Annotated in this window: 22 protein-coding genes and 1 pseudogene; 12 read left to right on the top strand and 11 right to left on the bottom strand. The window is 72.6% G+C overall.

Features of this window, described 5'->3' with window-relative positions:
• On the top strand, nt 1–2668 hold a 2668-nt coding region (locus AB0M39_RS36125), incomplete at its 5' end, for a DEAD/DEAH box helicase (RefSeq protein ID WP_365371624.1).
• Nucleotides 2669–2792: 124 nt separating this feature from the next.
• A complete protein-coding gene (locus AB0M39_RS36120) occupies nt 2793–4043 on the top strand; it encodes an SWIM zinc finger family protein (RefSeq protein WP_365371621.1) in 1251 nt (416 codons plus the stop codon).
• Between the two features lie 126 nt (nt 4044–4169).
• Here AB0M39_RS36120 and AB0M39_RS36115 read toward each other — a convergent pair whose 3' ends face one another.
• The gene (locus tag AB0M39_RS36115; RefSeq protein ID WP_365371629.1) at nt 4170–4592 is read right to left on the bottom strand and encodes a DUF3574 domain-containing protein; all 423 of its coding nucleotides are present in this window, start codon (nt 4590–4592) and stop codon (nt 4170–4172) included.
• Nucleotides 4593–4817: 225 nt separating this feature from the next.
• On the opposite strand from AB0M39_RS36115, the pseudogene AB0M39_RS36110 reads away from it, so the two are divergent.
• A pseudogene (locus AB0M39_RS36110) lies at nt 4818–5024 on the top strand (amidohydrolase); the annotation flags it as partial.
• A 269-nt stretch (nt 5025–5293) separates the two neighbouring features.
• Nucleotides 5294–5986, top strand: a complete 693-nt coding sequence (locus tag AB0M39_RS36105) for a chaplin family protein (RefSeq protein WP_365371618.1) — start codon at nt 5294–5296, stop codon at nt 5984–5986.
• Nucleotides 5987–6059: 73 nt separating this feature from the next.
• Here AB0M39_RS36105 and AB0M39_RS36100 read toward each other — a convergent pair whose 3' ends face one another.
• Nucleotides 6060–6719 carry a DUF2293 domain-containing protein gene (locus AB0M39_RS36100; protein ID WP_365371615.1) on the bottom strand — a complete coding sequence of 220 codons (660 nt, stop codon included), beginning with the start codon at nt 6717–6719 and terminating at the stop codon, nt 6060–6062.
• A gap of 78 nt (nt 6720–6797) precedes the next feature.
• Between AB0M39_RS36100 and AB0M39_RS36095 the strand changes: the two genes are divergently transcribed.
• On the top strand, nt 6798–7529 hold the full coding sequence (locus AB0M39_RS36095) for a hypothetical protein (RefSeq protein WP_365371612.1): 732 nt from the start codon (nt 6798–6800) through the stop codon (nt 7527–7529).
• A gap of 388 nt (nt 7530–7917) precedes the next feature.
• Here AB0M39_RS36095 and AB0M39_RS36090 read toward each other — a convergent pair whose 3' ends face one another.
• Entirely contained in the window at nt 7918–9129 is a 1212-nt protein-coding gene (locus AB0M39_RS36090; protein WP_365371609.1) for a pyridoxal phosphate-dependent aminotransferase, read from the bottom strand.
• Between the two features lie 88 nt (nt 9130–9217).
• Between AB0M39_RS36090 and AB0M39_RS36085 the strand changes: the two genes are divergently transcribed.
• The gene (locus tag AB0M39_RS36085; protein WP_365371606.1) at nt 9218–9943 is read left to right on the top strand and encodes a winged helix-turn-helix transcriptional regulator; all 726 of its coding nucleotides are present in this window, start codon (nt 9218–9220) and stop codon (nt 9941–9943) included.
• On the opposite strand, the gene AB0M39_RS36080 is transcribed toward AB0M39_RS36085, so the two are convergent.
• Complete coding sequence (locus AB0M39_RS36080) at nt 9930–10514, bottom strand: hypothetical protein (RefSeq protein WP_365371603.1); 585 nt, start codon at nt 10512–10514, stop codon at nt 9930–9932. The two genes, AB0M39_RS36085 and AB0M39_RS36080, sit on opposite strands and share 14 nt — an antisense overlap.
• A gap of 231 nt (nt 10515–10745) precedes the next feature.
• Here AB0M39_RS36080 and AB0M39_RS36075 point away from each other — a divergent pair, with 231 nt between their 5' ends.
• Nucleotides 10746–11390 (top strand): uridine kinase, encoded by a 645-nt coding sequence (locus tag AB0M39_RS36075; RefSeq protein WP_365371600.1) that lies wholly within the window; start codon nt 10746–10748, stop codon nt 11388–11390.
• A 168-nt stretch (nt 11391–11558) separates the two neighbouring features.
• Here AB0M39_RS36075 and AB0M39_RS36070 read toward each other — a convergent pair whose 3' ends face one another.
• The 4 genes from AB0M39_RS36070 to AB0M39_RS36055 all read right to left on the bottom strand — a co-directional run bounded on the left by AB0M39_RS36070 (nt 11559) and on the right by AB0M39_RS36055 (nt 15534).
• The gene (locus AB0M39_RS36070; RefSeq protein WP_365371598.1) at nt 11559–12479 is read right to left on the bottom strand and encodes a sugar kinase; all 921 of its coding nucleotides are present in this window, start codon (nt 12477–12479) and stop codon (nt 11559–11561) included.
• On the bottom strand, nt 12476–13369 hold the full coding sequence (locus tag AB0M39_RS36065; protein WP_365371595.1) for a pseudouridine-5'-phosphate glycosidase: 894 nt from the start codon (nt 13367–13369) through the stop codon (nt 12476–12478). The genes AB0M39_RS36070 and AB0M39_RS36065 overlap by 4 nt, the downstream gene beginning before the upstream one ends.
• A 67-nt stretch (nt 13370–13436) precedes the next feature.
• Nucleotides 13437–14708, bottom strand: coding sequence for a hypothetical protein (locus AB0M39_RS36060; protein ID WP_365371592.1), 1272 nt, complete (start codon nt 14706–14708; stop codon nt 13437–13439).
• Nucleotides 14692–15534, bottom strand: a complete 843-nt coding sequence (locus tag AB0M39_RS36055) for a hypothetical protein (protein ID WP_365371589.1) — start codon at nt 15532–15534, stop codon at nt 14692–14694. The genes AB0M39_RS36060 and AB0M39_RS36055 overlap by 17 nt, the downstream gene beginning before the upstream one ends.
• A 504-nt stretch (nt 15535–16038) precedes the next feature.
• Between AB0M39_RS36055 and AB0M39_RS36050 the strand changes: the two genes are divergently transcribed.
• Entirely contained in the window at nt 16039–16401 is a 363-nt protein-coding gene (locus AB0M39_RS36050) for a cupin domain-containing protein (protein WP_365371586.1), read from the top strand.
• A gap of 35 nt (nt 16402–16436) precedes the next feature.
• Here AB0M39_RS36050 and AB0M39_RS36045 read toward each other — a convergent pair whose 3' ends face one another.
• From AB0M39_RS36045 to AB0M39_RS36035, 3 genes are all read right to left on the bottom strand, one after another.
• Complete coding sequence (locus AB0M39_RS36045) at nt 16437–17693, bottom strand: MFS transporter (protein WP_365371627.1); 1257 nt, start codon at nt 17691–17693, stop codon at nt 16437–16439.
• A 131-nt stretch (nt 17694–17824) separates the two neighbouring features.
• Entirely contained in the window at nt 17825–18355 is a 531-nt protein-coding gene (locus tag AB0M39_RS36040) for a methylated-DNA--[protein]-cysteine S-methyltransferase (protein WP_365371583.1), read from the bottom strand.
• A 185-nt stretch (nt 18356–18540) separates the two neighbouring features.
• On the bottom strand, nt 18541–19464 hold the full coding sequence (locus AB0M39_RS36035) for a glycerophosphodiester phosphodiesterase family protein (RefSeq protein WP_365371580.1): 924 nt from the start codon (nt 19462–19464) through the stop codon (nt 18541–18543).
• A 241-nt stretch (nt 19465–19705) separates the two neighbouring features.
• On the opposite strand from AB0M39_RS36035, the gene AB0M39_RS36030 reads away from it, so the two are divergent.
• The 4 genes from AB0M39_RS36030 to AB0M39_RS36015 all read left to right on the top strand — a co-directional run.
• The gene (locus AB0M39_RS36030; protein WP_365371578.1) at nt 19706–20656 is read left to right on the top strand and encodes an MHYT domain-containing protein; all 951 of its coding nucleotides are present in this window, start codon (nt 19706–19708) and stop codon (nt 20654–20656) included.
• A gap of 263 nt (nt 20657–20919) precedes the next feature.
• The gene (gene uvrB / locus AB0M39_RS36025; protein WP_365371575.1) at nt 20920–23049 is read left to right on the top strand and encodes an excinuclease ABC subunit UvrB; all 2130 of its coding nucleotides are present in this window, start codon (nt 20920–20922) and stop codon (nt 23047–23049) included.
• A 131-nt stretch (nt 23050–23180) separates the two neighbouring features.
• Nucleotides 23181–23759, top strand: coding sequence for a TerD family protein (locus AB0M39_RS36020; RefSeq protein ID WP_266543101.1), 579 nt, complete (start codon nt 23181–23183; stop codon nt 23757–23759).
• A gap of 198 nt (nt 23760–23957) precedes the next feature.
• Nucleotides 23958–24562, top strand: a 605-nt coding sequence (locus AB0M39_RS36015) for a TerD family protein (RefSeq protein ID WP_365371571.1), incomplete at its 3' end; no start/stop codon positions are given.

The following is a 24562-nucleotide window of genomic DNA, read 5'->3' as shown; positions in this document are numbered from 1 at the left end:
GGCCCGCGCCCGCGGGCACGCCGCCGCCCACCCCGCGGCCGCCTGCTGGGGCGCGGCCGCGCTGCACGCCCTCCATCTCGTGGCCCGCGGCAGGCTGCTGCCCGGACTGACCGCGACCGACCACGACGCCTGGCGCGCCGGCCCGCTGGACGCCGACGACATCGCGCAGCTGCGGGCCATCGCCGCCGCCATGCCGTACGAAGCCCATGCCGTGCCCGTCGACGGGCTGCGGCCGCTCCAGCTGCCCGACCCGGAGGCGCTGGTGCGCGCCTTCTTCGACGCGGTCGCCGACACCCTGCCGCGCACGCCCGCCGCCGCGCACGCCACGGGAGCGCCGTTCGCGTCCATGCGCCCGCAGCATCTGCCGGGCGCCCGGGAGTGGGCGGCGGAGGCCGCCGCGGGCATGGACGCAGGCGTGCGCGTCTCGCTCCGGCTCGACCTGTCCGCCTTCGAGCTCTTCGACGTCGCCGAGGAGGACGGCGCCGAGCGGAACGCCGGAGCGGCGCTCGTCCAGGTGCACAGCCTCGCCGACCCGACCCTCGTCGTCGACGCCGCCCGGCTCTGGACCGGCGAGGGCGAGGAGCACTTCGGGCCGCGCGCCCGCATCGACGCGGTGCTGGCGCTGCGCCGCGCCGCCCGGGTCTGGCCGCCGCTCGCCCGGCTGCTGGAGCGGGACGTGCCCGACGTGCTGCCGCTCACCGAGGACGAGCTGTACGAACTGCTGGGGCCGGGCGCGGCCCGGCTGGACGCGGCCGGAGTGGCCGTGCACTGGCCGAAGGAGCTGGCCCGCTCGCTCACCGCGGCCGCGGTGGTGCGGCCCGCTCCCGGCTCGGCGACGGACGGCACCCCCTTCTTCGACAGCGCCGAGCTGCTCGCGTTCAACTGGCAGCTGGCGCTGGACGGCGATCCGCTGACCGATCGCGAGATGGACGTGCTGGCCGAGTCGCACCGCCCCATCGTGCGGCTGCGGGACCGCTGGGTCGTCGTCGACCCCGATCTCGTACGCAAGGCGCGCAAGCGGGAGTTGGGGCTCCTCGAGCCGGTCGACGCGCTGGCCGTGGCCCTGACCGGGACGGCCGAGGTGGACGGCGAGACGGTGGAGGCGGTGCCGACCGGCACGCTGGCGACCCTGCGCGACCGCCTCACCGCCGTATCCGCCCTCCCGGCGCCCCCACCGGGCCTCGCCGCCACCCTGCGGGACTACCAACTGCGGGGGCTGGCCTGGCTGGACCTGATGACCTCGCTCGGCCTCGGCGGCTGCCTCGCCGACGACATGGGCCTGGGCAAGACGGTCACGGTGATCGCCCTCCATCTGCACCGCGCCCACCCCGCCCCCACGCTGGTCGTCTGCCCGGCGTCGCTGCTGGGCAACTGGCAGCGGGAGATCACCCGGTTCGCGCCCGGCGTGCCGGTGCGCCGCTTCCACGGCGCCGACCGCACGCTGCCCGAGCTGGACGGCGGCTTCGTCCTCACCACGTACGGCACGATGCGCACCAGCGCGGAGAAGCTGGCCGCGCACACCTGGGGGATGGTCGTCGCCGACGAGGCGCAGCACGTCAAGAATCCCTTCTCCGCGACCGCCAAGGCGCTGCGCACCATCCCGTCGCCGGCCCGCGTCGCCCTGACCGGCACCCCCGTGGAGAACAACCTCTCCGAGCTGTGGGCGCTCCTGGACTGGACGACCCCCGGGCTGCTCGGCCCGCTGAAGGCCTTCCGCGCCCGCCACGCCCGCCTGGTGGAGAACGGCGAGGACGACGACGCGGTCGAGCGGCTGTCCCGGCTGGTCCGTCCCTTCCTGCTGCGCCGCAAGAAGTCCGACCCCGGCATCGTGCCCGAGCTGCCGCCGAAGACGGAGTCCGACCATCCGGTCGCCCTCACCCGCGAGCAGGCGTCGCTGTACGAGGCGGTGGTCCGGGAGGCGATGGCGGAGATCGAGGGAGCGCAGGGCATCGCCCGCCGCGGTCTGGTGATGAAGCTGCTGACCTCACTGAAGCAGATCTGCAACCACCCCGCGCAGTATCTGAAGGAGCACGCCGCGGAGCCGCGCGAGCGCGCGGGGCGCGGCGACCGCGGGCCGAGGACGGGCGGCGGGCTGAGGACGAGTGGCGGGCCGAGGACGGGCGGCCTGCGACTGGCCGGCCGCTCCGGCAAGCTCGCCCTCCTCGACGAGCTGGTCGAGACGATCCTCTCCGAGGACGGCTCGGTCCTGATCTTCACCCAGTACGTCTCCATGGCCCGGCTGCTGACCGCGCACCTCGCGTCCCGGGCGATCCCCTCCCAACTGCTGCACGGCGGCACGCCGGTGGCGGAGCGCGAGCGCATGGTGGACCGCTTCCAGTCGGGCGAGGTCCCCGTCTTCGTGCTCTCCCTCAAGGCGGCGGGCACCGGGCTGAACCTCACCAGGGCCGGGCACGTCGTCCACTTCGACCGCTGGTGGAACCCCGCGGTGGAGGAGCAGGCCACGGACCGCGCGTACCGCATCGGCCAGACCCAGCCCGTGCAGGTCCACCGGCTGATCGCCGAGGGCACGGTGGAGGACCGGATCGCCGAGATGCTGGCGTCCAAGCGGGCGTTGGCGGACGCGGTGCTGGGCTCGGGCGAGGCCGCCCTGACCGAGCTGACCGACCGCGAGCTGGCCGACCTCGTCTCGCTGCGGAGGCCCTCATGACGCCTATGACGCTCGTGACACCCGTGTCGCCCACGGCACCCCTGACGCCCGTCACGCTCGTGAGGCCCGTGACACCCATGGCGCTCATGACACCCATGGCGCTCGTGGCACCGAGGAGGCTCTCATGACGCCGCGCCGCCCGGCCCGCCGCGCCGACCCGTACGACGACCGCCGGCGCACGTTCCCCGCCCTGGAGCCGCTCACCGGAGAGTCGGCCGCCAGCTGGTGGGGCAACGAATGGGTGGAAGCGCTGGAGGACACCGCCCTGGACCCGGCCCGGCTCGCCCGCGGCCGTGCCTACGCGGGCCGCGGCCTCGTCGACGCGATCACGGTCACGCCCGGCCGCGTCACGGCGTACGTCCACGGCAGCAGACCCCGCCCGTACCGCACGGAGATCCGTCTGCGCACCCTCACGGACGACGACTGGGACGACTTCCTGGCCGCAGCCGCTGCCCGCCCCGACCATATCGCCGCCCTGCTCGACAAGGACGTGCCGCACGCGCTGGCGGCCGCCGCGGACCTGCTGCCGACGGCGGGCGACCTGATCCCGGACTGCTCCTGCCCCGACGACGGCTACCCCTGCAAGCACGCGGCGGCGCTCTGCTACCAGACGGCGCGGCTGCTGGACGAGGACCCGTTCGTGCTCTTCCTGATGCGCGGCCGGGGCGAGCGCGAGATCCTCGCCGACCTCTCCCATCGCAACGCGACCCGCTCGGCCGCCGAGCGGGCCGGCGTCGCCGCGCCCCTGGCGACGGTCCCGGCGCGCGAGGCCCTCGCCGCCCGGGCGCTGCCCGTGCTCCCGCCCCCGTTCCCGGCGCCCGCGCACCCGGGCCGCCCGCCCGCCTACCCCCACGACGCCGGCGCGCCCGACCCGCTCGCCCTGGACCTCCTCGCCACGGAGGCGGCCGCCCGCGCCCACACCCTCCTGACCACCGGCGCCGACCCCACCGCCGGGCTGTCCGAGTGGCAGGACGCGGTCCGGCTGGCCGCCGCCCACCCCGGCTCCGGCCTGACCGCCTCCACCCGCGCCCTCTACCGCGACCTCGCCGCCGCCACCCACCGCACCCCCACCGACCTGGCCCGCGCAGTGGCCGCCTGGCGGCAGGGCGGCCTGGCCGCCCTCGCCGTGCTGGAGGAGCCGTGGGATCCGCCCGCCGGCCCCTTCGACCGCGCCCGCCCGGCCCTGATCTCCGCGGACTTCCCGCACTTCCGGCCCTGGCGCAACCACCTCTCCACCCGTTCCCTCCAGCTCCGCTTCGGCCGCGACGGCCTCTGGTACGGCTATGAGTCCGACGCCGACCGCGAGGACTGGTGGCCGCGCGGCACCCCGGACGCGGACCCGGTGGGGGCGCTCACCGCACTTCTGGGCGGCTGAGCGGCTCTACGCCTTCCCGAGACGACTGCCCCGCGGCGGGACGGCCGCCCGTTCCGCAGCCCGGCCCAGCCAGCCATCCAGCTGCCCGTTCCGCAGCCCCGCCCGGCCGGCCCCCCCCGGAAGCCGTCAGAAATCGGCCAGCGTCGGCTCGTCCAGTCGGGCCACCGACTCCTGCCCGTACGCCTTCTTGTACGCATCGCGGACCCGCTCGATCTTCTTGTCGAGCGCGCGCGCCTCGCCCGCCGGGTACAGCAGGATCAGCTCGTACGAACGCTCCCGCTCGATCGTGCCGTTGGCGTCCCGCCATTGCCCGCGGCCGTCCTGGACCGTCAGCCCGGCCGGGAAGCTGGGCGTGACGCTCCGGTCGACGAACGCCATGAACTGGCGGTCTGTCACATCCGGTCCGCCGTCCGGCCGTTCCGTTCCGAAGAACAGCCTGGTCTCGACGTACGTCTCGGGCGGAGCCTCGGCCGTCTGGCGCGCTTTCGGCCGCTCGCCGTCGAGCGCGGCGGTGGTCGCGGGGGCGGCGGGGGCGCTCACGGCCAGCATGGCCACGGCGGCGCCGGCGACGGCGAGGAGGGTGCGCTGCTTGACGTTCGGCACGGGTGGGGATCCCTTCAGTCGTTAGGTCGTTGTGCATGCCACGGCGACCGTGGCAAGCAGATCGCGTACACGCCCGCGACACCGCCGACTTCGACCGGAAGCCACCCGCTCGAGGCACTCTGCAATCGCCGAGGACGCAGCCCAGACGCAGCCAGGACAGGAGGATCACCGATGGCCGACCCCGCCCGCCCCGCCGGCGATGCCGCAGCCGAGCCCGCCGCCGATCTCGTCGTCCACGGATGCACCGCCCTGGTGCACCGCGACGACGGGGAGATCGACTTCGTCGAGGACGCCGCGATCGTCGTACGCGGCGGAGTGATCGACGCCGTCGCCTCCGCCGCGGCCGTCGCGGCGCTGCCGGCCGCCGAGCGGATCGATGTGCCCGCGATCGTGGAGGAGTTGACCGGGCTGCTGCCCGCGCTGACCGAGCGCCGCCGGGGCCGCCGGATCCAGGACTACGAGGGATGACGGCACGGACCACAAGGGGATGACGGCACGGACCACAAGGATGAAGGCACGGCCGACAGTTCGATACGGGGCGCACCCAATGGAGTGAAAGCCTCAATTGCCATTACTCGGATGGCTTGATGAGCGTTGTCTCGGTTGCGGGCGAGTGCCCGTGAACTTCTCCTGAAGGCAGGGAACCCATGAGGCAGGTTCACCGAAAGGGTCTAGCCGCTGTGATGCTCACAGGCGGCGCGCTCGCTCTGACAGCGGGATACGCGCAGGCGGACTCTCACGCGGACGGCGGTGCGGCCGAATCGCCCGGACTGCTGGCCGGCAACACGGTGCAGCTTCCGGTGAACGTCCCGGTCAACGTGTGCGGCAACACCGTCAACGTCGTCGGTCTGCTCAACCCGGCGGCCGGAAACACCTGCGCCAACAAGGGCGGTGGCGACTCGCACGGAGCGCACAACGAGGGCGGCGCCTCCGCCGAGGGCGGCACGACGAACTCGCCCGGCGTCATCTCCGGCAACGGCATCCAGCTTCCCGTCGACCTCCCGGTCAACGTCAGCGGAAACTCCGTGAACGTCGTCGGTCTGCTCAACCCGGCCATCGGCAACACCTCCGCCAACATCCCGGGCCACCCGCCCGTGCCGGAGAAGCCCACGAAGCCCGTGGAGCCTGTGAAGCCCGTGAAGCCGGCCACGCCGCCGAAGGCCGTGAAGCCGCACCAGCCCGAGGAGCGGGACGTCGCGGTGGTCTCGCCGGCGAGCGGGGCACTGGCCGAGACCGGATCCGGCTCGATCGCCTACGCCGTGCCCGCGGGCGCCGCGCTGCTGCTCGGCGGCGCCGTGCTCTACCGCCGCTTCCGGCCGCAGCAGGAACGGTCCGTCTAGCCCATTCGGGTGATCCTTCCGTTCCTGCCGTCCCTTCCGTCTGGCCCCTGGCGTCCTGTTCGCCCCCTTCCGGCTATCGCGCGCGCCAGGAAGCCAGCACCCCCTCGATCACCGTCCGGACCCGGGCCCGTGCCTGCCGACGGGAGATCCCCTGCATGAGCAGGCAGTCGTACTCCGTGTCGAGATGACGTACGGAGGCCCATACGGCGGCCGTGACCGCGCCCTCGTCCAGTGCCCGCCCCGCCGCCGCGCGCCCCACCCGGCCGCTGCCGCGGACGGAGGTGTACGACGCGATGTCGTGTGCCCGGCCGGGCGGGCAGCGAGGGAAGAGCCGCAGGATCTCGTCGGCGAGCGCGGCGGTGAAGCGCACATCCTCGGCGGCGCGGCGGGCGGCGTCCCGCTCCCGCCGCCGCGCGCGGGCGTCGGCGTCCGCCAGACAGGCGTCCTCCGCCCGGGCCAGGGCGTCCTCCTCGACGAGGACGCCCTGGCGTTCGTACCGCGTACGGCGCTTGTTGTGGCGGACGACGACCGCCCACAGCGAACTCGCCTCGCGGGCCCTGCGGGTGAGGGCGGCGTCGCCGCGCGGCAGATAGACGAGATGACCGAGGTCGGCGCAGTCCAGGCAGTACGCCCTGTGGTACTCGAGGACGACGAAGGACAGCGGCCCCTGCTGGCATTCGGCGCAGGTCCGACTCTTGAGGGGCTGGATCACCACCGGAGGGTCGGGCGTCATCTCAGCGCGCGCCCGAGGCGAGCGGTCGGCGGATAATTCGTTCGATAAAACGGGCGCATACTGGCTAGATTCTCAGCCATGGCGAAGCTCAATCAGATCATCGCAGTCGAGAAGGGCGTCAAGTCCAAGACGCAACAGGACTTGACGGCGGCTCATCACGGTCTCCAGAAGCCCGCGTTGCTCGCGGGACTGTCGCGTACGTACCAGCCGAAGGACGAGGAGGGCGAGCAGCTGCCGCCCGAGTCGACCCTGGTTCAGGTCAAGGCCGAGGACGTGCTGCGCGACACCGCGAAGACGCTCACCCGGCTGTTCGATGTGACCGCCACCAAGGACTGGGCGAACTGCTCGGCGCGCGCCGACGTCACGGTCGACGGGCGGGTGCTGGTGAGCGATGTGCCGGTCGCGTACCTCCTCTTCCTGGAGAAGCAGCTGACGGACGTCAACGCGTTCGTCCGCAAGCTGCCCGTCCTCGACGCCTCCGAGTCCTGGACGCAGGACCCGTCGACCGACGCGTGGAAGACGGAGGCGGTGCGCACGCTCCGTACGAAGAAGGTGCCCCGCAACCACGTCAAGGCGGAGGCCACCGAGAAGCACCCGGCGCAGGTCGAGGTGTACTACGAGGACGTGCCGGTCGGCTACTGGACGACGGTGAAGTTCTCCGGCGCGCTGCCCGCCCGGCGTGTGAACGAGCTGCTCGACCGGATCGAGAAGCTCCAGCAGGCCGTGAAGTTCGCCCGTGAGGAGGCGAACGGCGCGGAGGTCGTCGACCAGCGCGTGGGCGACGCCGTCTTCGGCTACCTCTTCGGGTAGCCTCACTGACTCCCCGCCGCCTGAGCGCGGTCGGGGTGCGCGAGGAGCGCAAAGCTGAAACTGAAGCTTGTCGTGAATGCGCGGTTCCGCTGACGGAATCGCGGTCAATCTCAGACTCTCGCTCCAGACTCAGCATGCGCCGCTCATCGCCGTAGCGACCGGGCCCGGGCCTGGTGCGTCGAAGTGCCGGTTCAAGTCCGGTCCGCCGAGCTCGATCGGCGGTGGTCCAAAGGAAGGACGCGGCGCAATGAGCATGATCCGGGCTCTCTACTGCGACGGCGTGTGATGTGAGCGGCATCCACAGGGTCCGGGGGCAGGCTACGCCCTCGGACCCGCTCCTTTTCCCGTTCCCTCTACTGGCTCTGTCCTCCGGCTCTCCTCTTGCGGCTCACTGGCGGTAGCCGCTCAGGAAGCGGCCGATGCGGCTGATCGCCGCGTCGAGGTCGTCGGCGTAAGGGAGGGTCAGGATCCGGAAGTGGTCGGGGCGCGGCCAGTTGAAGCCCGTGCCCTGGACGACCTGGATCTTCTCGCGCAGCAGCAGGTCCAGTACGAACTTCTCGTCGTCGTGGATCTTGTGCACCTTGGGATCCAGCCGCGGGAACGCGTACAGCGCGCCCTTCGGCTTGACGCAGGAGACCCCGGGGATCTCGTTGAGCTTCTGCCAGGCGCGCTCGCGCTGGTCGTTGAGCCTGCCGCCCGGGGCGACGAGCTCCCGGATGGACTGGCGTCCGCCGAGGGCCGCCTGGATGGCGTACTGAGCCGGGGCGTTGGCGCACAGCCGCATGGAGGCGAGCATGGTGAGCCCCTCCAGATAGTTCTTCGCGTGCTGCCTGGGGCCCGAGACGACCAGCCAGCCGGAGCGGAATCCGGCCACCCGGTAGGTTTTCGAGAGCCCGGAGAAGGTGAGGACGACCAGGTCGGGGGCGAGAGCGGCGGCCGAGTGGTGCACGGCGTCGTCGTAGACGATCTGGTCGTAGATCTCGTCGGCGAAGACCATCAGCTGGTGGCGGCGGGCGAGATCGAGGATGCCCTCGACGACCTCGCGCGGATAGACCGCGCCCGTCGGATTGTTGGGGTTGATGATCACGACGGCCTTCGTGCGGTCGGTGATCTTCGACGCCATGTCGGCGAGGTCCGGGTACCAGTCGGACTCCTCGTCGCACAGATAGTGGACCGCCTTGCCGCCGGCGAGCGTGGTGACGGCCGTCCAGAGCGGGAAGTCCGGTGCGGGGATGAGGACTTCGTCGCCGTCTTCGAGCAGCGCCTGCACGGCCATCGAGACGAGCTCGGAGACGCCGTTGCCGAGGAAGACGTCGTCGACGGAGACCTCGGGGAGGCCGAGGGCCTGGTAGCGCTGGGCGACCGCGCGGCGGGCGGAGAGGATGCCCTGGGAGTCGGTGTAGCCATGGGCCTGCGGGAGCATCCGGATCATGTCCTGGACGATCTCCTCCGGCGCCTCGAAGCCGAAGAGCGCCGGGTTGCCGGTGTTGAGGCGCAGGACGCTGTGTCCCGCCTCCTCCAGGGCGTTGGCCTGCTCGATCACCGGGCCCCGGATCTCGTAGCAGACCTCGCTGAGCTTGCTCGACTGCCGGAACTCCATGGTGGTGTCCCTCCCAGGACTCGACGGTGTACTTGGTTTTACCAAGTACGAGCTTGGAAAGTCCAACAAGTTGTCTAGACTGCGTCGTATGCCACGTCAGACACGCCGCCGGAGCTATGACCAGTACTGCGCAGCGGCTCGCGCCCTGGACGCCGTCGGAGACCGCTGGACCCTGCTGATCGTCCGGGAGCTGCTGGCGGGGCCCCGCCGCTACACGGACCTCCACGCCGATCTGCCCGGCGTCAGCACGGACGTACTCGCCTCCCGGCTGAAGGACATGGAGCGGGACGGACTCGCCTCCCGGCGCAGGCTCCCGCCGCCCGCCGCCGCATACGTCTACGAACTGACCGAGCGCGGAAGCCAGTTGCTGCCCGTACTCACCGCGCTCGCCCAGTGGGGCGCGCCCGAGCTCGCCGAGCGCCGGCCAACCGACGCGGTCCGCGCCCACTGGTTCGCGATCCCTCTGCTGCGCGCGCTGGAGGCTCCGCACGGCGAGGGGCTGGACGGCGAGCGACTGGACGGCGAGGGGCTGGACGGCGAGCGGGTGGTCGAGGTCCGGCTCGACGAGGGCGTGTTCCATGTACGGGTCGGGGCGGGCGTTCCCGCGCACGGCGACGGCCTCGCGTCCGCGTACGGCGACGGCCCAGCCGCCTCGCCCGACGCGCGCCTCACCCTGGACGCCGAGACCTGCCGGGCGGTGAGCAGCGGGGAGCTGACGCTGGGGGAGGGCGTGCGGAGCGGGCGGATCGCGGTGGAGGGCGTGCTGCCGCTCGGGGCGGGCGCCGTCCCCGCGGCGGCGGTCAGTCCTCTGTAGTGACGACGATCGTCGCGGGGGTGTCGGGCAGGCGCGGGTCCCTCAGCGGGTCGGCGCCGGTGAACGGCTTGGACGCGGCTGCTTTGCCCGTGTACTCCACCCGCACCGTGCGCGTCCGGCCGTCGATCTCCTCGGTGAAGACCGCCCCGGTGGGCGAGGCCACCGCCTTGCCCGAGGCGCCGATGTCGTACGTCGTGATGAAGTTCGCGACGCTGCTGTCCCTCGTGGCCGTGATGTCGTAGCGCAGCAGCGAGGCGACGACGGCGCCGGACGTGGCCCGTGTGACCTCCGCCTGGGCGGGGACGTAGAAGCGAATCTGGCCGGGGAACTGGTCCGACGCGACATGGGCGAAGGTCTCGGCGGCCTTCACGTCGGAGCCGCGCGAGCCGGGCTCGTTCGTCGTGAAGAGGAGGACGATCCAGAGCACGCCGAGGCCGCCCAGGACGGCGAGCGTGGACAGCACCCCGATGCGCAGCCCGCTGCGGCGCGGGCCGGGGGCGGCGACTTCCGGGACCTCCGGCGCTTCAGGGACGTCCGGCACGTCCGGGACCTCTGTGCGTGCGTCGCTCATCGCAGAGCCCCCGTGTCGTCGAACTCGTCCTGCCGCACCGCGTGTTCGGCCGCCCCGGCCGGCTGTGTCGCTTCCCCGTCGAGCACCCCGCCCCACCTCCGGCGTCCATCCTGGCACGGGCGGGCGGCGAACTGCCTGGACGGGTGCGGGCCGGCGGACGCGGAAGGGACGGGCGCGCCCGGGCCCGAAACGGGATGCTCGAACGCCGCCGCAGATGGCAGGGTCGGGCCCATGCAGCTTGAAGCGATCACCTGGGAGCGGCTGACCGAGGCCCTGGTCGACCGGCTCATGGAGGTTCGGGCCACGGCCCAGGACAGCACACCCTGGCTGCGCGTCGGCATCGACGGCGCCCCCGCCGCGCGGACCGGGGAGCTCGCCGAGCGGCTCGCCGAGGCGCTGCGGCTGCGGGGGCGGAGCGGGCTCGCCGTCGCGACCGAGGGGTTTCTGCGGCCCGCCTCGCTGCGGTACGAGTACGGGCGCGAGGACCCCGACGCGTACTACGGCGACTGGTTCGACACCGGCGCGCTGTGGCGGGAGGTCTTCGGGCCGCTGGACGCGGGCGGCGACGGGCGGGTGCTGCCCGACCTCTGGGATCCGGCGACCGACCGGGCGACCCGCAGCGCGCGCGTCGAACTCCCGCCGGGCGGTGTGCTGTTGCTGCACGGACCGTTTCTGCTCGGGCACTGGTTCCCGTTCGATCTGACCGTGCATCTCCGCCTGTCGCCCGCCGCGCTCCTCAGACGTACGGGGGAGCGCGAACGGTGGACGCTGCCGGCCTTCCAGCGGTACGAGGACGAGGTGGGGCCGGGGGAGGCCGCTGACGTGGTCGTCCGCGCGGACGATCCCCGCCGCCCGGCGTGGGGCGGGCTCGGCTGAACCGCCTCATGCGGCTAGGGGCACCGGACCGGCCGTCTGCGCCGCCGACGCTGCTGCCTTGGGCCGTCGCCGTGACCGCCGCCCCTGTTCCCGCCGACGCTGCTGCCTTGGGCCGTCGCCCCCCGTTCCCGCTCCCGCTCCCGCTCCGGCCTTCGGCTGTCTGTGCCGTCACCCCGCCGCCGAGGGCCGTCCCCCGATGACCGTCACGGCCTCCGCCCCCGCCCGGCACCCCTCCGCCGCCGCGCTCGCCGCGTCCGCCCCCGCCAGCCGGGCCGCGAGGAACGCGCCCGTGAACGCGTCCCCCGCGCCCGTCGAGTCCACCGCTTCGGCCGCGACCGGCGGCACCCGGGCCGTGACGACGCCGGCCTCGGCGACCAGCGCCCCCCGCGCCCCCAGGGTGACCACGGCCAGCGGCACGCGGCGGCTCAGCTCGGCCGCCGCGTCGGCCGGGTCGGAGCGGCCGGTCAGCAGACGGGCCTCGTCGACGTTGGGGAACAGGACGTCCGCGCCCTCGTACGCCGCGCGCATCCGCTCCACGCCTCGCTCCGCGATGAAGCCCGCCGACGCCGGGTCTAGGCTCACCCCGATCCCCAGCTCCGTCGCCGACTCCAGCGCCAGCAGGGCGAGCCGGCGGCTCGTCTCCGCGAAGAGCAGGTAGCCGGACAGATGGAGATGCGTCACCCCTTCCAGCAGCTCAGGCGACCAGTCGTCGGGACAGAGCCGCAGCACCGCGCCGCTGTCCGTGAGGAACGTCCGCTCGGCGGTCGCATCGACCAGGGCTATGACGGTCGCCGTCGGAACGTCGGCGTCCGGTACGAGACGAGGCCGGACGCCCGCCTCGCGCAGCCGCTCCCCGTGCCAGGCCGCGTCGTCGGCCCCCACCCGTGCCATGAGCCGTACGTCCCCGCACCCCCAACGTCCCGCCCAGCACGCCACGTTGGCCCCTGCTCCGCCCGGCAGGATGCGGATGTCGGCCGCCGTGTCCGTGCCGTGCGCGAGCGGCGCGCGGTGCCGGGCCACCACATCGGTGACCACGTCCCCGATGACCAGGAGACCACTGCCCCCTGGGCTCGTGCCGGCTTTGCTCACAGCGCCGCCGCGATGCGCGCCGCCAGCCGCACATTGCCCCGCACCGCCGCCAGGTTCGCCTCCAGCGAGGCCCCGTGCGTCTGCCGCATCAGATAGTCGAGCAGGAACGGCGTGACGGCCTGGCCCACGATGCCCCGCTCCCGGCACTCGTCCAGCGCCTCGCCGAGCACCCTGTCGTGCAGCGCCGGATTCAGCTGGTCCGCCTCCGGCACCGGGTTCGCGACGATCAGTGCGGAGTCCGGCCCGCCCAGCGTCGCCTTGGACTCCATCACCTGCGCGATGTCCTCGGGCGTGCGCACCGTCCAGTCGACCGGCTCGCCGGAGGAGGAGAGGTAGAAGCCGGGGAAGTGGGCGGTGCGGTAGCCGAGGATGCTCACGCCCAGCGTCTCCAGGCGCTGGAGCGTCGCCGGCACGTCCAGGATCGACTTCACGCCCGCGCAGACCACGGTGATCGGAGTCCGCGCCAGCAGCAGCAGGTCCGCCGACTCGTCCTGCGTCTCGGTCCACTCGCGGTGCACGCCGCCGAGCCCGCCGGTCGCGAAGACCCGGATGCCGGCCCGCGCGGCCAGGAACGCCGTGCCGGACACCGTCGTCGCGCCGGTCGCCCGCGCCGCCATCGCCGGCGCCAGGTCGCGGTGCCCGAACTTGCGTACGCTCTCGTCGGTCGCCAGCCGCTCCAACTGGTCCTTGTCCAGACCGATATGGGCCCGGCCGTCCAGCACGGCGACGGTGGCGGGTACGGCGCCCCCGGACCGTACGAGCGCCTCCAGCTCCTCCGCGACGGCGAGATTGCGCGGACGCGGCAGTCCGTGCGCGATGATGGTCGACTCCAGGGCGACGACGGGCCGGCGCGCGTCGAGCGCCTCCTGTACTTCCTCGGTCATCAGCATGTCCCATCCCTGGCACAGCAGGGCCGTGCCCAAACCGATCGCAGGCCGCCCCTACGCGGTCCGGGTGTCAGCCGCAGCCCGGGAGACCCGGGAGCCGGTCCGTCCGCACCACCTGGACCACCGGTCGCGAACCGGCCGCCTTCGCGTCGCCTCTGCTGTGTGCGACGGCCAGCGCGCCGTCGCTGGCCTGCGCATACCCGTACTGAGGGGTGATGCGGGCGTACGCCGACGAGCGGAGGTCGAGCGCGTACGCGGCCTCCGGCGTACGCCAGGCGATCAACTCCCCGCTGATCCGCAGCTGGTCGACGCCGTCCGCGCCCGGCGAGCCGGACACCCTGGCGCTCGGAGCGGCCGTCCCCGCCCGCCACACCGTCAGGGCCGGCGACTGCTCGCCCGCGACCCAGGCCCAGGTCTGGCCGTCCGAGACCGGCGCGCGGACGTTCCGCAGCCGCGCGAGGGGAGCGGGCAGCGCGGCGGGGCGCAGCGTGGCGAACGAGACCGCCGAGAGCCGGGTCGCCGTGCCGGACGCGTCGGCCTCCCGCCAGGCCAGCAGATCGCCTGCGGGGAAGGGCGCGTCGAGGACGCCGGTGTGCAGGGCGCGCGGGGCGCCGCCGGAGGACGAGGCAGGGGACGAGGGGGCCGGGGTCGGGGAGGCGGGGGCGGCGTAGACGGTGGCCTTTCCGCCGCCCGTGCCCTGCGCCCAGAAGACCGTGCCCGCGCGCACCACCGGCTGGGGCAGCGGCCCCGGCCGGCCGCCGGAACGGGCGAGCACGCGCGTACGGCCGGTGTGCTCGTCCCAGACGCGCAGCGTCCAGGGGCTGTCGAGGGTGCGCCCCTCGAGCACTGCGAACGCCGCCCACCGGCCGTCGAAGTCGGCGCTCAGCAACTGGTGCTCGACGGGGTCGGCGAACGCGAGCAGGGTGCGCGGGGCGCCGCCGTCCTGGATCAGCGCGGCGCGTCGGCGCCGGTCGCCGGAGAGCTGCACGACCGTCCACCGCGCCTTGGGGCCCACCTCTGTGAGGACGGCCCGTTCGCCGGCGGGCGGCCGTACCTCGCCTGCGGCGAAGGCGGCCCGCCAGGCGTCGGGGAGGGGGACCTCGCAGGCGGCGCGCACGGGCGCGGAGGGCGCGGGGCGCGTCTCAGGCGCCGCGGAAGCGGAGGCGGTAGGGGGCGGGGCGGGCGTCGCCGACGAGCATCCGGCGAGCGCGGCGCCGACCAGCAGCGCCGCGCATACCCTCGTACGCAGCGCTGCGCACACCGTCGTACGCAGCACCGTCGTACGCAGCGCTGCCGGAAGCGAGAGTCCGGAGCAGTCGCCGGAGCTACCAGACGTACCCACGGCCGCCCATGATCGTCGTGATCGTGTCGGACGAGATCCGCGCGGACTTGGGTACTCTGCCCGCCCACGAGATGACGCTGGTGCTCACCCCGCCCACCGGGTCGAGGTAGTTGACCTGTCCGGCCGCGGTGTCGCTGTTGTAGCCGTCGATCGAGACCCAGTGGAAGATCTCGATATTGGGATGCCCGACCAGATGGGGCCCTCCCGGCACCTCCCAGGCGTTGCCCGCGATGGCGAAGTCGTTGTCGGTGTTGTGGACGATGTGCTTCTTGAAGTTCGCCTTGTCGGTGGCCGTCGGGGTGTACGGAAGGGCCTTGGGCACATAACCCGCGCCGGGAAGCCGGTAGTTGAGCGCGTCCGCGATCGGATAGCCGGTCGGCTGGGGGACGTTGATGTCGATGCCGTACCAGGCGGTGCCGCTGGAGTTCGTCTTCAGGAGCGTCGCGGCGGACTGCTGCGAGAGCCCGGCGGCCTCGGTGCGGGCGGACTGCGTGATCACGAGCGTGGCCGGGCCGCACCAGTAGGAGGTCTTCTGGGACTGGTGGATGCCGCCGGAGAGCACGTATCCGGCCGCCCGCGACGTCGCGCGGGCGGCGCCGCGACGCTCGTACGACCTCTCGGCCGCGGCCTGCTTGGCGGCGCTGAGCCTGCGCTGCTCGGCGGTCAGCTTCTGCGGGCCGAGGGTGTCGTGGGCCGCCTTGTACGCGGCGCCGGGGGCGATGGGGGACTCCGCCGCGGCGGCGGGCGCGCCGGCCGCGAGCGCTGCGACCAGACCGGTGACGGCGGCTAACGGGAGGAGGCGGTGGCGTGAGAGCACAGATGACATCGGTCTGTCCTGTCCGAGGTGGGGGGGGAGGTGGGGGGAGCTCGACGAAGTGCCGCGCTGCCTCGGATTTTGAGGGGTTCACGCCAGGTTGGACAGGGGTCCGAACCCTTTCCCGACGAGCAACATTGGCTCCACCAAAGGCGAACCCGCCGACCAGCGAGGAGGCCCGTCGACGAAGGTTCTCGGCCAGCGGTCTTTCACCGCGCGGGTGTACGGGGTTTTCAGCCCGTCCGGCGTTTGAGGACGGACCTTGAGCTGTGGTGCCAGGGGCCGCTTCGGCCGCCCATGCGGGCGTGCCCTTCGCGGGCGCCTCGTGCGACGTGCTCGCCGGGGTTTTCAGCCCGTCCGGCGTTTGAGGACGGACCTTGAGCCGGGGAGCCAGAAGCCCTCTCGGCTGCCGACAACGCGCTTCCGCATCCGCTGACCGCCGACGATGTCCTCGCCACGCTCCGCGAGGCGCCGCGCCCGCCCACCCCCACTGACCTCCCGCTAGGGTGACCGCCCATGACGACGAACGACCAAGCCCCCGCCTCCTTCGTGGTGCACATTCCCGACGCCGATCTGGAGCCCGAGCCCCTTGAGCCGGACCAGATCGTCTCCGGCGACCCGGTGGTGACGGGCAAGGTGCTGTGGGAGTCCGCGGACGGCAAGCAGGTGCGCGGCATCTGGCAGATCACCCCGGGCGTGGTGACCGACACCGAGGCCAACGAACTGTTCGTGGTCGTCAGCGGCCGGGCGACCGTGGCGGTCGAGGGCGGGGACACGCTGGAGATCGGACCCGGCGACGCGTGTGTGCTGCGCGAAGGGGACCGTACGACGTGGACGGTTCACGAGACGCTGCGCAAGGCGTACCACATCAGCCTCTGACTCCCGATGACCCGCGGCTGCCCCCCGCCGCTGGCTCAGGCTTTCGCTCCGGCCGCCCAGACCCTGCGCAGCGCAAGCGCCGCCATCGGCAGCAGCAGGCAGGCGCCGACCAGGTTCAGCCAGCCGTAGCTCGCCTTCGCGACGATCAGGCCGGCCGCCGCGCCGCCGATGCCCGCCGCCGTGTTCATGGTCAGGTCCGACAGGCCCTGCACGGCGGCCCGGGCGGGCTGCGGCACGGAGTCGGTGAGCAGCGTGGAGCCCGACACCAGCCCCGCCGACCAGCCGAGGCCCAGGACGAACAGACCCGCGGCGGTCTGCGCGTGGCTCGCGCCCGCGGTGCCGGCCAGCAGCGCGGCCACGGCGAGCAGCCCGACCGCGAGGCCGATCACCGAGAGCCGGCCGATGCGGTCCGAGAGCCAGCCCATCACCGGCGAGAACGCGTACATGCCCGCGATATGGCCGCTGATCACCAGACCGATCAGCTCGATGCCCGCGCCGTGGTGGCTGAGCGCCACCGGGGTCATCGACATGATCGACACCATGGCGGTGTGCGAGGCGGCGACGGTGACCAGGGCCAGCTGGGCGAGCGGGGACTCCCGCACCGCCCGCACCCCGGCGCGCAGCGAGCGCCCCTCGGGGGAGCGGTCGGCCGGGGACATCGCGCGGGCCGTCAGCAGGGGGTCGGGGCGCAGCAGCACGAAGACCGTCACCGCGGCGACGAGGAAGACGCCCGCCGCCCAGACGAACGGTCCCGCGGCCGCCGGTATCCCGAGCCCGGAGACGCTGCGGCCCGCCGGCGCGGCGACGTTGGGGCCGAGCACCGCGCCTATGGTGGTCGCCCAGACGACGTTGGAGATGGCCCGGCCGCGCTGCTCGGGCTCGGCGAGGTCGGCGGCCGCGAAGCGGGCCTGGAGATTGGCCGACGAGCCCGCGCCGAATGCGGCCATGCCCAGCAGCAGAATCGGGAAGCTGTCGACGACGGCCCCCAGCACCACGACGCCCGCGCCCAGGGCCCCGATCACATACGCGAGCACCAGACCGGGCCGCCGTCCCCTGGCCGTCATCAGCGCGGCGAGCGGCATGGAGAGCAGCGCCGTGCCGGCGACGGTCGCGGTCGGCGCGAGCCCGGACAGCGCCTCGGTCCCGCTGACCTGCTGCGCCAGCACAGCAGCGAGCGCGATGCCGACGGCCACGCCGAGCCCGCCCAGGATCTGACTGGCGATGAGCACGGCGGTCACCCGCCGGCGCAGGGCCCCCAGCTCGCCCTCCGCGACGACGGTCGCCTCGGGCACGCCGGGTATGTCAGCAGCGTCGGGTGTATCGGGGCTGATGGTCACTGCCGCAGTGTGCCAGCGCGTACGCCCGTACGGAACTCGATCGCCGCTGCTTCCTCCGGTCGGGGACGACTGTCCGGGGACGACACTCAGAACAGCGGCTCCGGAAGCACCCCCTCCAGCGCCAGCAGTCTCCGCTTGGTCTCCAGGCCGCCCCCGAAGCCGCCCAGCCCGCCGTCCGTCTCCACGACCCGATGGCACGGCACCACCACCGGCAGCGGGTTGGACCCCATCGCCGCGCCCACTGCCTGCGCCGCGCCGGGCTGGCCGACGCGGGACGCCAGGTCGCCGTACCCCACGACCGTTCCGAAGGGCACGCCGTCGGCCAGCTCCCGCAGCACCTGCCGGTTGAACCCCGAGGACAGCGTCCAGTCCAGCGGCAGGTCGAAGTCCCGCAGCCCGCCCGCGAAGTACGCCTCCAGCTGGCGTATCGGCTCGGCCAGCCGGCCCTTCGCATCCTCGGCGGGCTCCGCGCCGAGCCGTCCCGCCAGCCTGTCGAGCGCCCTGTCCCGTACCGCCGGGTCGGCGTGGAAGACCACGCTCACCAGCCCCTCGTCGGTGGCGGCGAGGAGCAGCGGCCCGATGTCCGAGCCAACGACGGTCCACTCGAAGCTCTTCATGCGGACCACCGTACGACCCGCCACTGACAACGCCCGTCCCACGATCCGCCCAGCGACCCCAGCGCACCCAGAGGCTCCCCGCGCACCACCCCGAGACTCAGCGCACCTTGTGCCCCCGCGCGCCCCGGGCCCCAGCGCACCGCCCCCAGACTCCGCGCACCCCGAGACTCAGCGCACCCCGGACCTCAGCGGCGCCCGCCCACCGCGTCCCTGACCACGTCCGGGTTGTTGGTGATGATCCCGTCGACTCCGAAGGCGTCCACCCGCGCCGCGCCCGCCGCGTCGTTCACCGTCCAGGTGTTCACCCGCAGCCGCTTGCCGTGCGCGCCCTTCAGCTGGTGCACGGCGGCCACGTACTGGGCCGTGAGCGAGCCGTGCGTCGGATTGATCTGGTCGGCGAAGGCCGCGTACGACGGCAGATCGGCGACCGCGGGCGTGCCGAGGAACCCGGTGGCGACGTCCGGACGCTGCCGGTGCACCTCCCGCACGCAGTCCGCGCCGAAGCTCTGGATCACCAGCCTGCTCCTGACGTGCTGCCGGTCGAGCCAGCCCTCCTCCCGCAGCACCCGCAGGGTGTCCGTCTCGATGCCCGGGTAGACCTCGGGCTTCTTGATCTCCAGCAGCAGCCGCTGGCCGTTGTCGTCGACGCGGTTGAGATACTGCCTCAGCGTCGGCACCCGGGCGCCCGCCCACGCGGCGCCGAACCAGCTGCCCGCGTCCAGCGTGGCGATCTCCGCCGCCGTGAAGTCCTTGATCTTCCAGGGCGAGCGGTCGGGGAAGCGCTGCTCCACATCCGTGGTCCGGGCGAGGGAGTCGTCGTGGACGACGACGAGCTCGCCGTCCTTGGTGCGCTGGACGTCGTTCTCCACCCAGGCGAAGCCCATCTCGTCGGCGAGGTCGACGGCGGCGAGGGTGTTCTCCGGCGCGTAGGCGGAGGCGCCGCGGTGGGCGATGACCAGCGGGGCGGCGGACCGGGCCGTGGCATCGTGAGCTCGGGCGGCCTCCCGGCTCGCCGAGGTCTCCTGCGTCCCCGAGGCGGATCCGGGCAGGAACAGCGCGGTGCATCCCAGGGCGGCGGCCGCGACGGCGGCGGCGGGGCGTGCGTACACGTGTACTCCTCACGTCGGACGGCGGAGGCGTCGAGAGTGGCAGTCGTCGGTCAACGGGGGACAGGCGCCGTATAGCCACAACGTGAACGGAACCACCCAGAACACGTCTCCTGCAGATTCCTGTGTCGACAAATCTCCGTTCAATTGTTTGCTTACATAGGCGAGGGCCATACTCTCGCCCCCGAGCCAGACGTTCCGTCAGGATCGTGTGGATCACAGAGGAGCGAAGGGGCGTACCGGTATGCAGGGCACTGTGGACGGTTTCAGCTACGGCCTCACCACCCCCGTGGTGGCCTACCTCATGGCCTGCCTCGGCGGGGCTCTCGGCCTGCGCTGCACCACCAGATCGGTCCGCAACCGGCGCTCCTTCAAGCCAGGCTGGCTCGCACTCGGCGCGACCGCCATCGGCTCGGGCATTTGGACGATGCACTTCGTCGCCATGATGGGCTTCAGCGTCGCCGAGGCCCCCATCTCCTACGACCGGCCCATCACCTTCGCCAGCCTCGCCGTCGCCATCGTCATGGTCGGCATCGGCATCTTCATCGTCGGCTACCGCGGCGCGACGCCTATGGCTCTCGTCACCGGGGGCACCATCACCGGTCTCGGCGTGGCGTCCATGCACTACCTCGGCATGGCCGGAATGCGCCTCCAGGGACGCCTGGAGTACGACACCCTCACCGTCGCCCTCTCCGTCGTGATCGCCGTCGTCGCCGCCACCTCCGCTCTATGGGCGGCCGTCTCGATCCACGGCTTCATGGCGAGCCTCGGCGCGAGCCTGGTGATGGGCGTCGCGGTGAGCGGCATGCACTACACGGGGATGGCGGCCGTCAGCGTCCATCTGCACAGCGCGGGCTCCGCCCCGGCGGGCGACTCGCCGGCCACCCTCCTCGCGCCCCTGATGGTCGGCCCCGTGATCTTCCTCCTGCTCGCCGGGATCGTGGTCATGTTCGACCCGCTCCTGGTGATGGGCGAGCCGGACTGGCAGCGCCCGGCCGACCGGCGGGAGGCGCGCCCCGGCGTGCCCGCGCAGCGCTCGACGTCCTCGTACGCCCAGCCCGCGAGCTGGGCGGCCGACCCGGCCCCCCGCCGCGGCTCCGCGCTGCGGGGCGGTCTGCGCCGCGACCACTCCCACGGCGAGCGCGCCGACCGGGAGGCCTTCGGCCGCGACTCGGCGCGCTCGACGGACTGGTGACCCGCGGGTCCCCGGGCCCGGCGAGACGGATCGACGCACGGCCGGATTGGAGCCGACGCACCGCCGGATTGGAGCCGACGCACCGCCGGATTCGGGCCGACGCACGGCCGGATCCAGGCCGACGCCACGGGGCTGGATTCGGGCCCGCGCACGGCCGGATCCAGGCCGACGGACGGGTGGGAGGCCGCTCGGCCGACCTGGTGACAGGGGCCCTCGGCCGGGATCCGGGCCCGAGTGTCAGTGGGGGGTCGTACGGTGGTTCCATGCGGCCCGTTTCCAAGATCGAACGCACGGTGGCGCCCTTCGAGGTCGTCAGTCCCTACCAGCCCAGCGGCGACCAGCCGACGGCCATCGCCGACCTGGACCGGCGTGTCCGCGCGGGCGAGAAGGACGTCGTCCTGCTCGGCGCGACCGGCACCGGCAAGTCGGCGACCACCGCCTGGATGATCGAGAGGCTTCAGCGCCCCACTCTGGTGATGGCGCCGAACAAGACGCTGGCCGCTCAGCTGGCGAACGAGTTCCGCGAGCTCCTGCCGAACAACGCCGTCGAGTACTTCGTCTCGTACTACGACTACTACCAGCCCGAGGCGTACGTCCCCCAGTCGGACACCTATATCGAGAAGGACTCCTCGATCAACGAGGAGGTCGAGCGGCTGCGCCACTCCGCGACGAACTCCCTGCTCACCCGGCGTGACGTCGTCGTGGTCGCCTCCGTCTCCTGCATCTACGGCCTCGGCACCCCGCAGGAGTACGTCGACCGCATGGTGCAGCTCAAGGTCGGCGACGAGATCGACCGCGACGACCTGCTGCGACGCTTCGTCGACATCCAGTACACGCGCAACGACGTGGCCTTCGCGCGCGGCACCTTCCGCGTCCGCGGCGACACCATCGAGATCTTCCCGGTCTACGAGGAGCTCGCCGTCCGCATCGAGATGTTCGGCGACGAGATCGAGGCCCTGTCCACCCTCCACCCGCTGACGGGCGAGATCCTCAGCGAGGACCAGTCGCTCTACGTCTTCCCCGCCAGCCACTATGTGGCCGGCCCCGAGCGCATGGAGAAGGCGGTCAACGGCATCGAGGCGGAGCTGGAGCAGCGCCTCGCCGAGCTGGACAAGCAGGGCAAGCTGCTGGAGTCGCAGCGGCTGCGCATGCGCACCACGTACGACATCGAGATGATGCGCCAGATCGGCTCCTGCTCCGGCATCGAGAACTACTCGATGCACTTCGACGACCGCTCCCCGGGCTCCGCCCCGAACACCCTCATCGACTACTTCCCCGAGGACTTCCTCCTCGTCATCGACGAGTCGCATGTCACGGTCCCGCAGATCGGCGCGATGTACGAGGGCGACGCCTCCCGCAAGCGGACGCTGGTGGACCACGGCTTCCGGCTGCCGTCGGCGCTGGACAACCGCCCGCTGAAATGGGAGGAGTTCCAGCAGCGCATCGGCCAGACCGTCTATCTGTCGGCCACCCCCGGCAAATATGAGCTGTCCCGCGGCGACGGCTTCGTCGAGCAGATCATCCGCCCCACCGGCCTGGTCGACCCGGAGGTCGTCGTCAAGCCCACGGAGGGCCAGATCGACGACCTGGTGCACGAGATCCGCGAGCGCACCGAGAAGGACGAGCGGGTCCTGGTCACCACGCTCACCAAGAAGATGGCCGAGGACCTCACCGACTACTTCCTCGAGCTCGGCATCCAGGTCCGCTATCTGCACAGCGACGTCGACACCCTGCGCCGCATCGAGCTGCTGCGCGAGCTGCGCGCCGGCGAGTACGACGTCCTGGTCGGCATCAACCTGCTGCGCGAGGGCCTCGACCTCCCCGAGGTGTCGCTGGTGGCGATCCTCGACGCCGACAAGGAGGGCTTCCTGCGCTCGGGGACCTCGCTGATCCAGACCATCGGCCGCGCGGCGCGCAACGTCTCCGGACAGGTCCATATGTACGCCGACAAGATCACCCCGGCGATGGAGAAGGCCATCGAGGAGACCAATCGCCGCCGGGAGAAGCAGATCGCGTACAACACCGAGCGCGGCATCGACCCGCAGCCGCTCCGGAAGAAGATCAACGACATCGTCGCGACCATCGCCCGCGAGGAGGTCGACACCGAGGAGCTGCTCGGCACCGGCTACCGCCAGGCGAACGCGGACAAGCCGGGCAAGGGCGCGAAGGCGCCGGTCCCCTCGCTCGGCGCCAAGGCAGGGAAGGGCGGCAAGACGGGCCAGGTGCTCAGCGACCGTCCCGCCGCCGAACTGGCCGGGATCATCGAGGAGATGACCGAGCGGATGCGCGCCGCCGCCGCCGAGCTGCAGTTCGAGGTCGCGGCACGGCTGCGCGACGAGGTGAGCGAGTTGAAGAAGGAGCTCAGGCAGATGAAGGAGGCGGGCATCGCCTGAGCCGTCGGGCTTGGTGTGTTTCAAGACCGACACAAAAACGAGCCAACTGTGATGCGTTGTCAGTGCCACTGCGTAGGGTGCTGGGCAACCGCACACTTGGGCGGAAGCAATCAGGGAGAAGGGGACAGCGCGTGACGGTCAACATGACCAAGGGTCAGGCCATCAGCCTGCAGAAGAGCGACGGGGGCACTCTCACCGCGGTGAGGATGGGGCTCGGCTGGCAGGCAGCGCCGCGCCGCGGTCTCTTCGGCTCGCGCACCCGTGAAGTCGACCTGGACGCCTCGGCGGTCCTGTTCGCGGACAAGCAGCCGGTGGACGTGGTCTTCTTCCGCCACCTCGTCAGCGACGACGGCTCGGTCAAGCACACCGGCGACAACCTGGTCGGCGGCGCGGGCTCGGGCGGCGACGACGAGGCGATCCTCGTCGACCTCCAGCGGGTGCCGGTCCACATCGACCAGATCGTCTTCACGGTGAACTCGTTCACCGGCCAGACGTTCCAGGAGGTGCAGAACGCCTTCTGCCGCATCGTCGACGAGACGAACGGCCAGGAGCTCGCCCGCTACACGCTCGACGGCGGCGGCCAGTACACCGCCCAGATCATGGCGAAGGTCCACCGCGCGGGCGCCGGCTGGCAGATGACGGCCCTCGGCAACCCGGCGAACGGCCGTACGTTCCAGGACCTGATGCCGTCGATCCTGCCGCACCTGTAAGCGGCCGGTCTCACCGCATGTACGCGCAGCTCCCGGAGGCACCAGGCCGCCGGGAGCTGCACCGCTTGCCACCGCCGGGGGACGCCGAGCACGACCGCGGCTGCAGGCACAGAGCGGCACAGCACTGAGCACCATGGCACAGCGCAGCACCGCACCGAACTGAGCACCACCACCGCACAGCACTGAGGGGACAGAGCGATGACGGCCGAGCTGGTCCGGGGGCAGAACCACCCCTTGCCCGACACCCGCCTGGAGATACGGGTGTCGGCCGGCCATCCGGTCGTGGCCTGCGCGACCTGCGCCGACGAGCAGGGCGTCGTACGGGACGAGTGGATCGCCCACCCCGGCGCGCCGGTGCTGCCCGGGGTGGAGGTGCCGCGCAAGGCCGCCGAGGCGCCCCGCTTCGCCTTCGACCTGGACGCCGTGCCCGACCAGGTCCACCAGGTGAGTGTGCTGCTCGCCCTCCCCGAGGGCGCCGGCGGCCCGGCTCAGTTCGGGTCCACCGCGGCGCCTTTCGTCGCCGTCGTCGCCCAAGGCGGCGACGAGCTGGCCAGCTTCACCATCACCGGCCTGGAGAGCGAGACCGCGCTCGTCGCGCTCGAGGTGTACCGCCGCCAGGGCGCGTGGAAGGTACGCGCCGTGGGCCAGGGGTACGCGGGCGGGCTCGCCGAGCTGCTGGCCGACCAGCGGGTGGCCAGGGCCCGCGAGACGGCCGCCGCCATCCAGGGCGCCGCCGCCGAGCGCGCGTCCGGCGAGGTTGCCGGAGAGACCCACCTTGATCAGGTCCTGGTAGTGCAGCAGCC

Source organism: Streptomyces sp. NPDC051907 (assembly GCF_040681075.1).
GTDB lineage: Bacteria > Actinomycetota > Actinomycetes > Streptomycetales > Streptomycetaceae > Streptomyces.
This window is presented reverse-complemented; position numbering and strand designations above follow the sequence as displayed.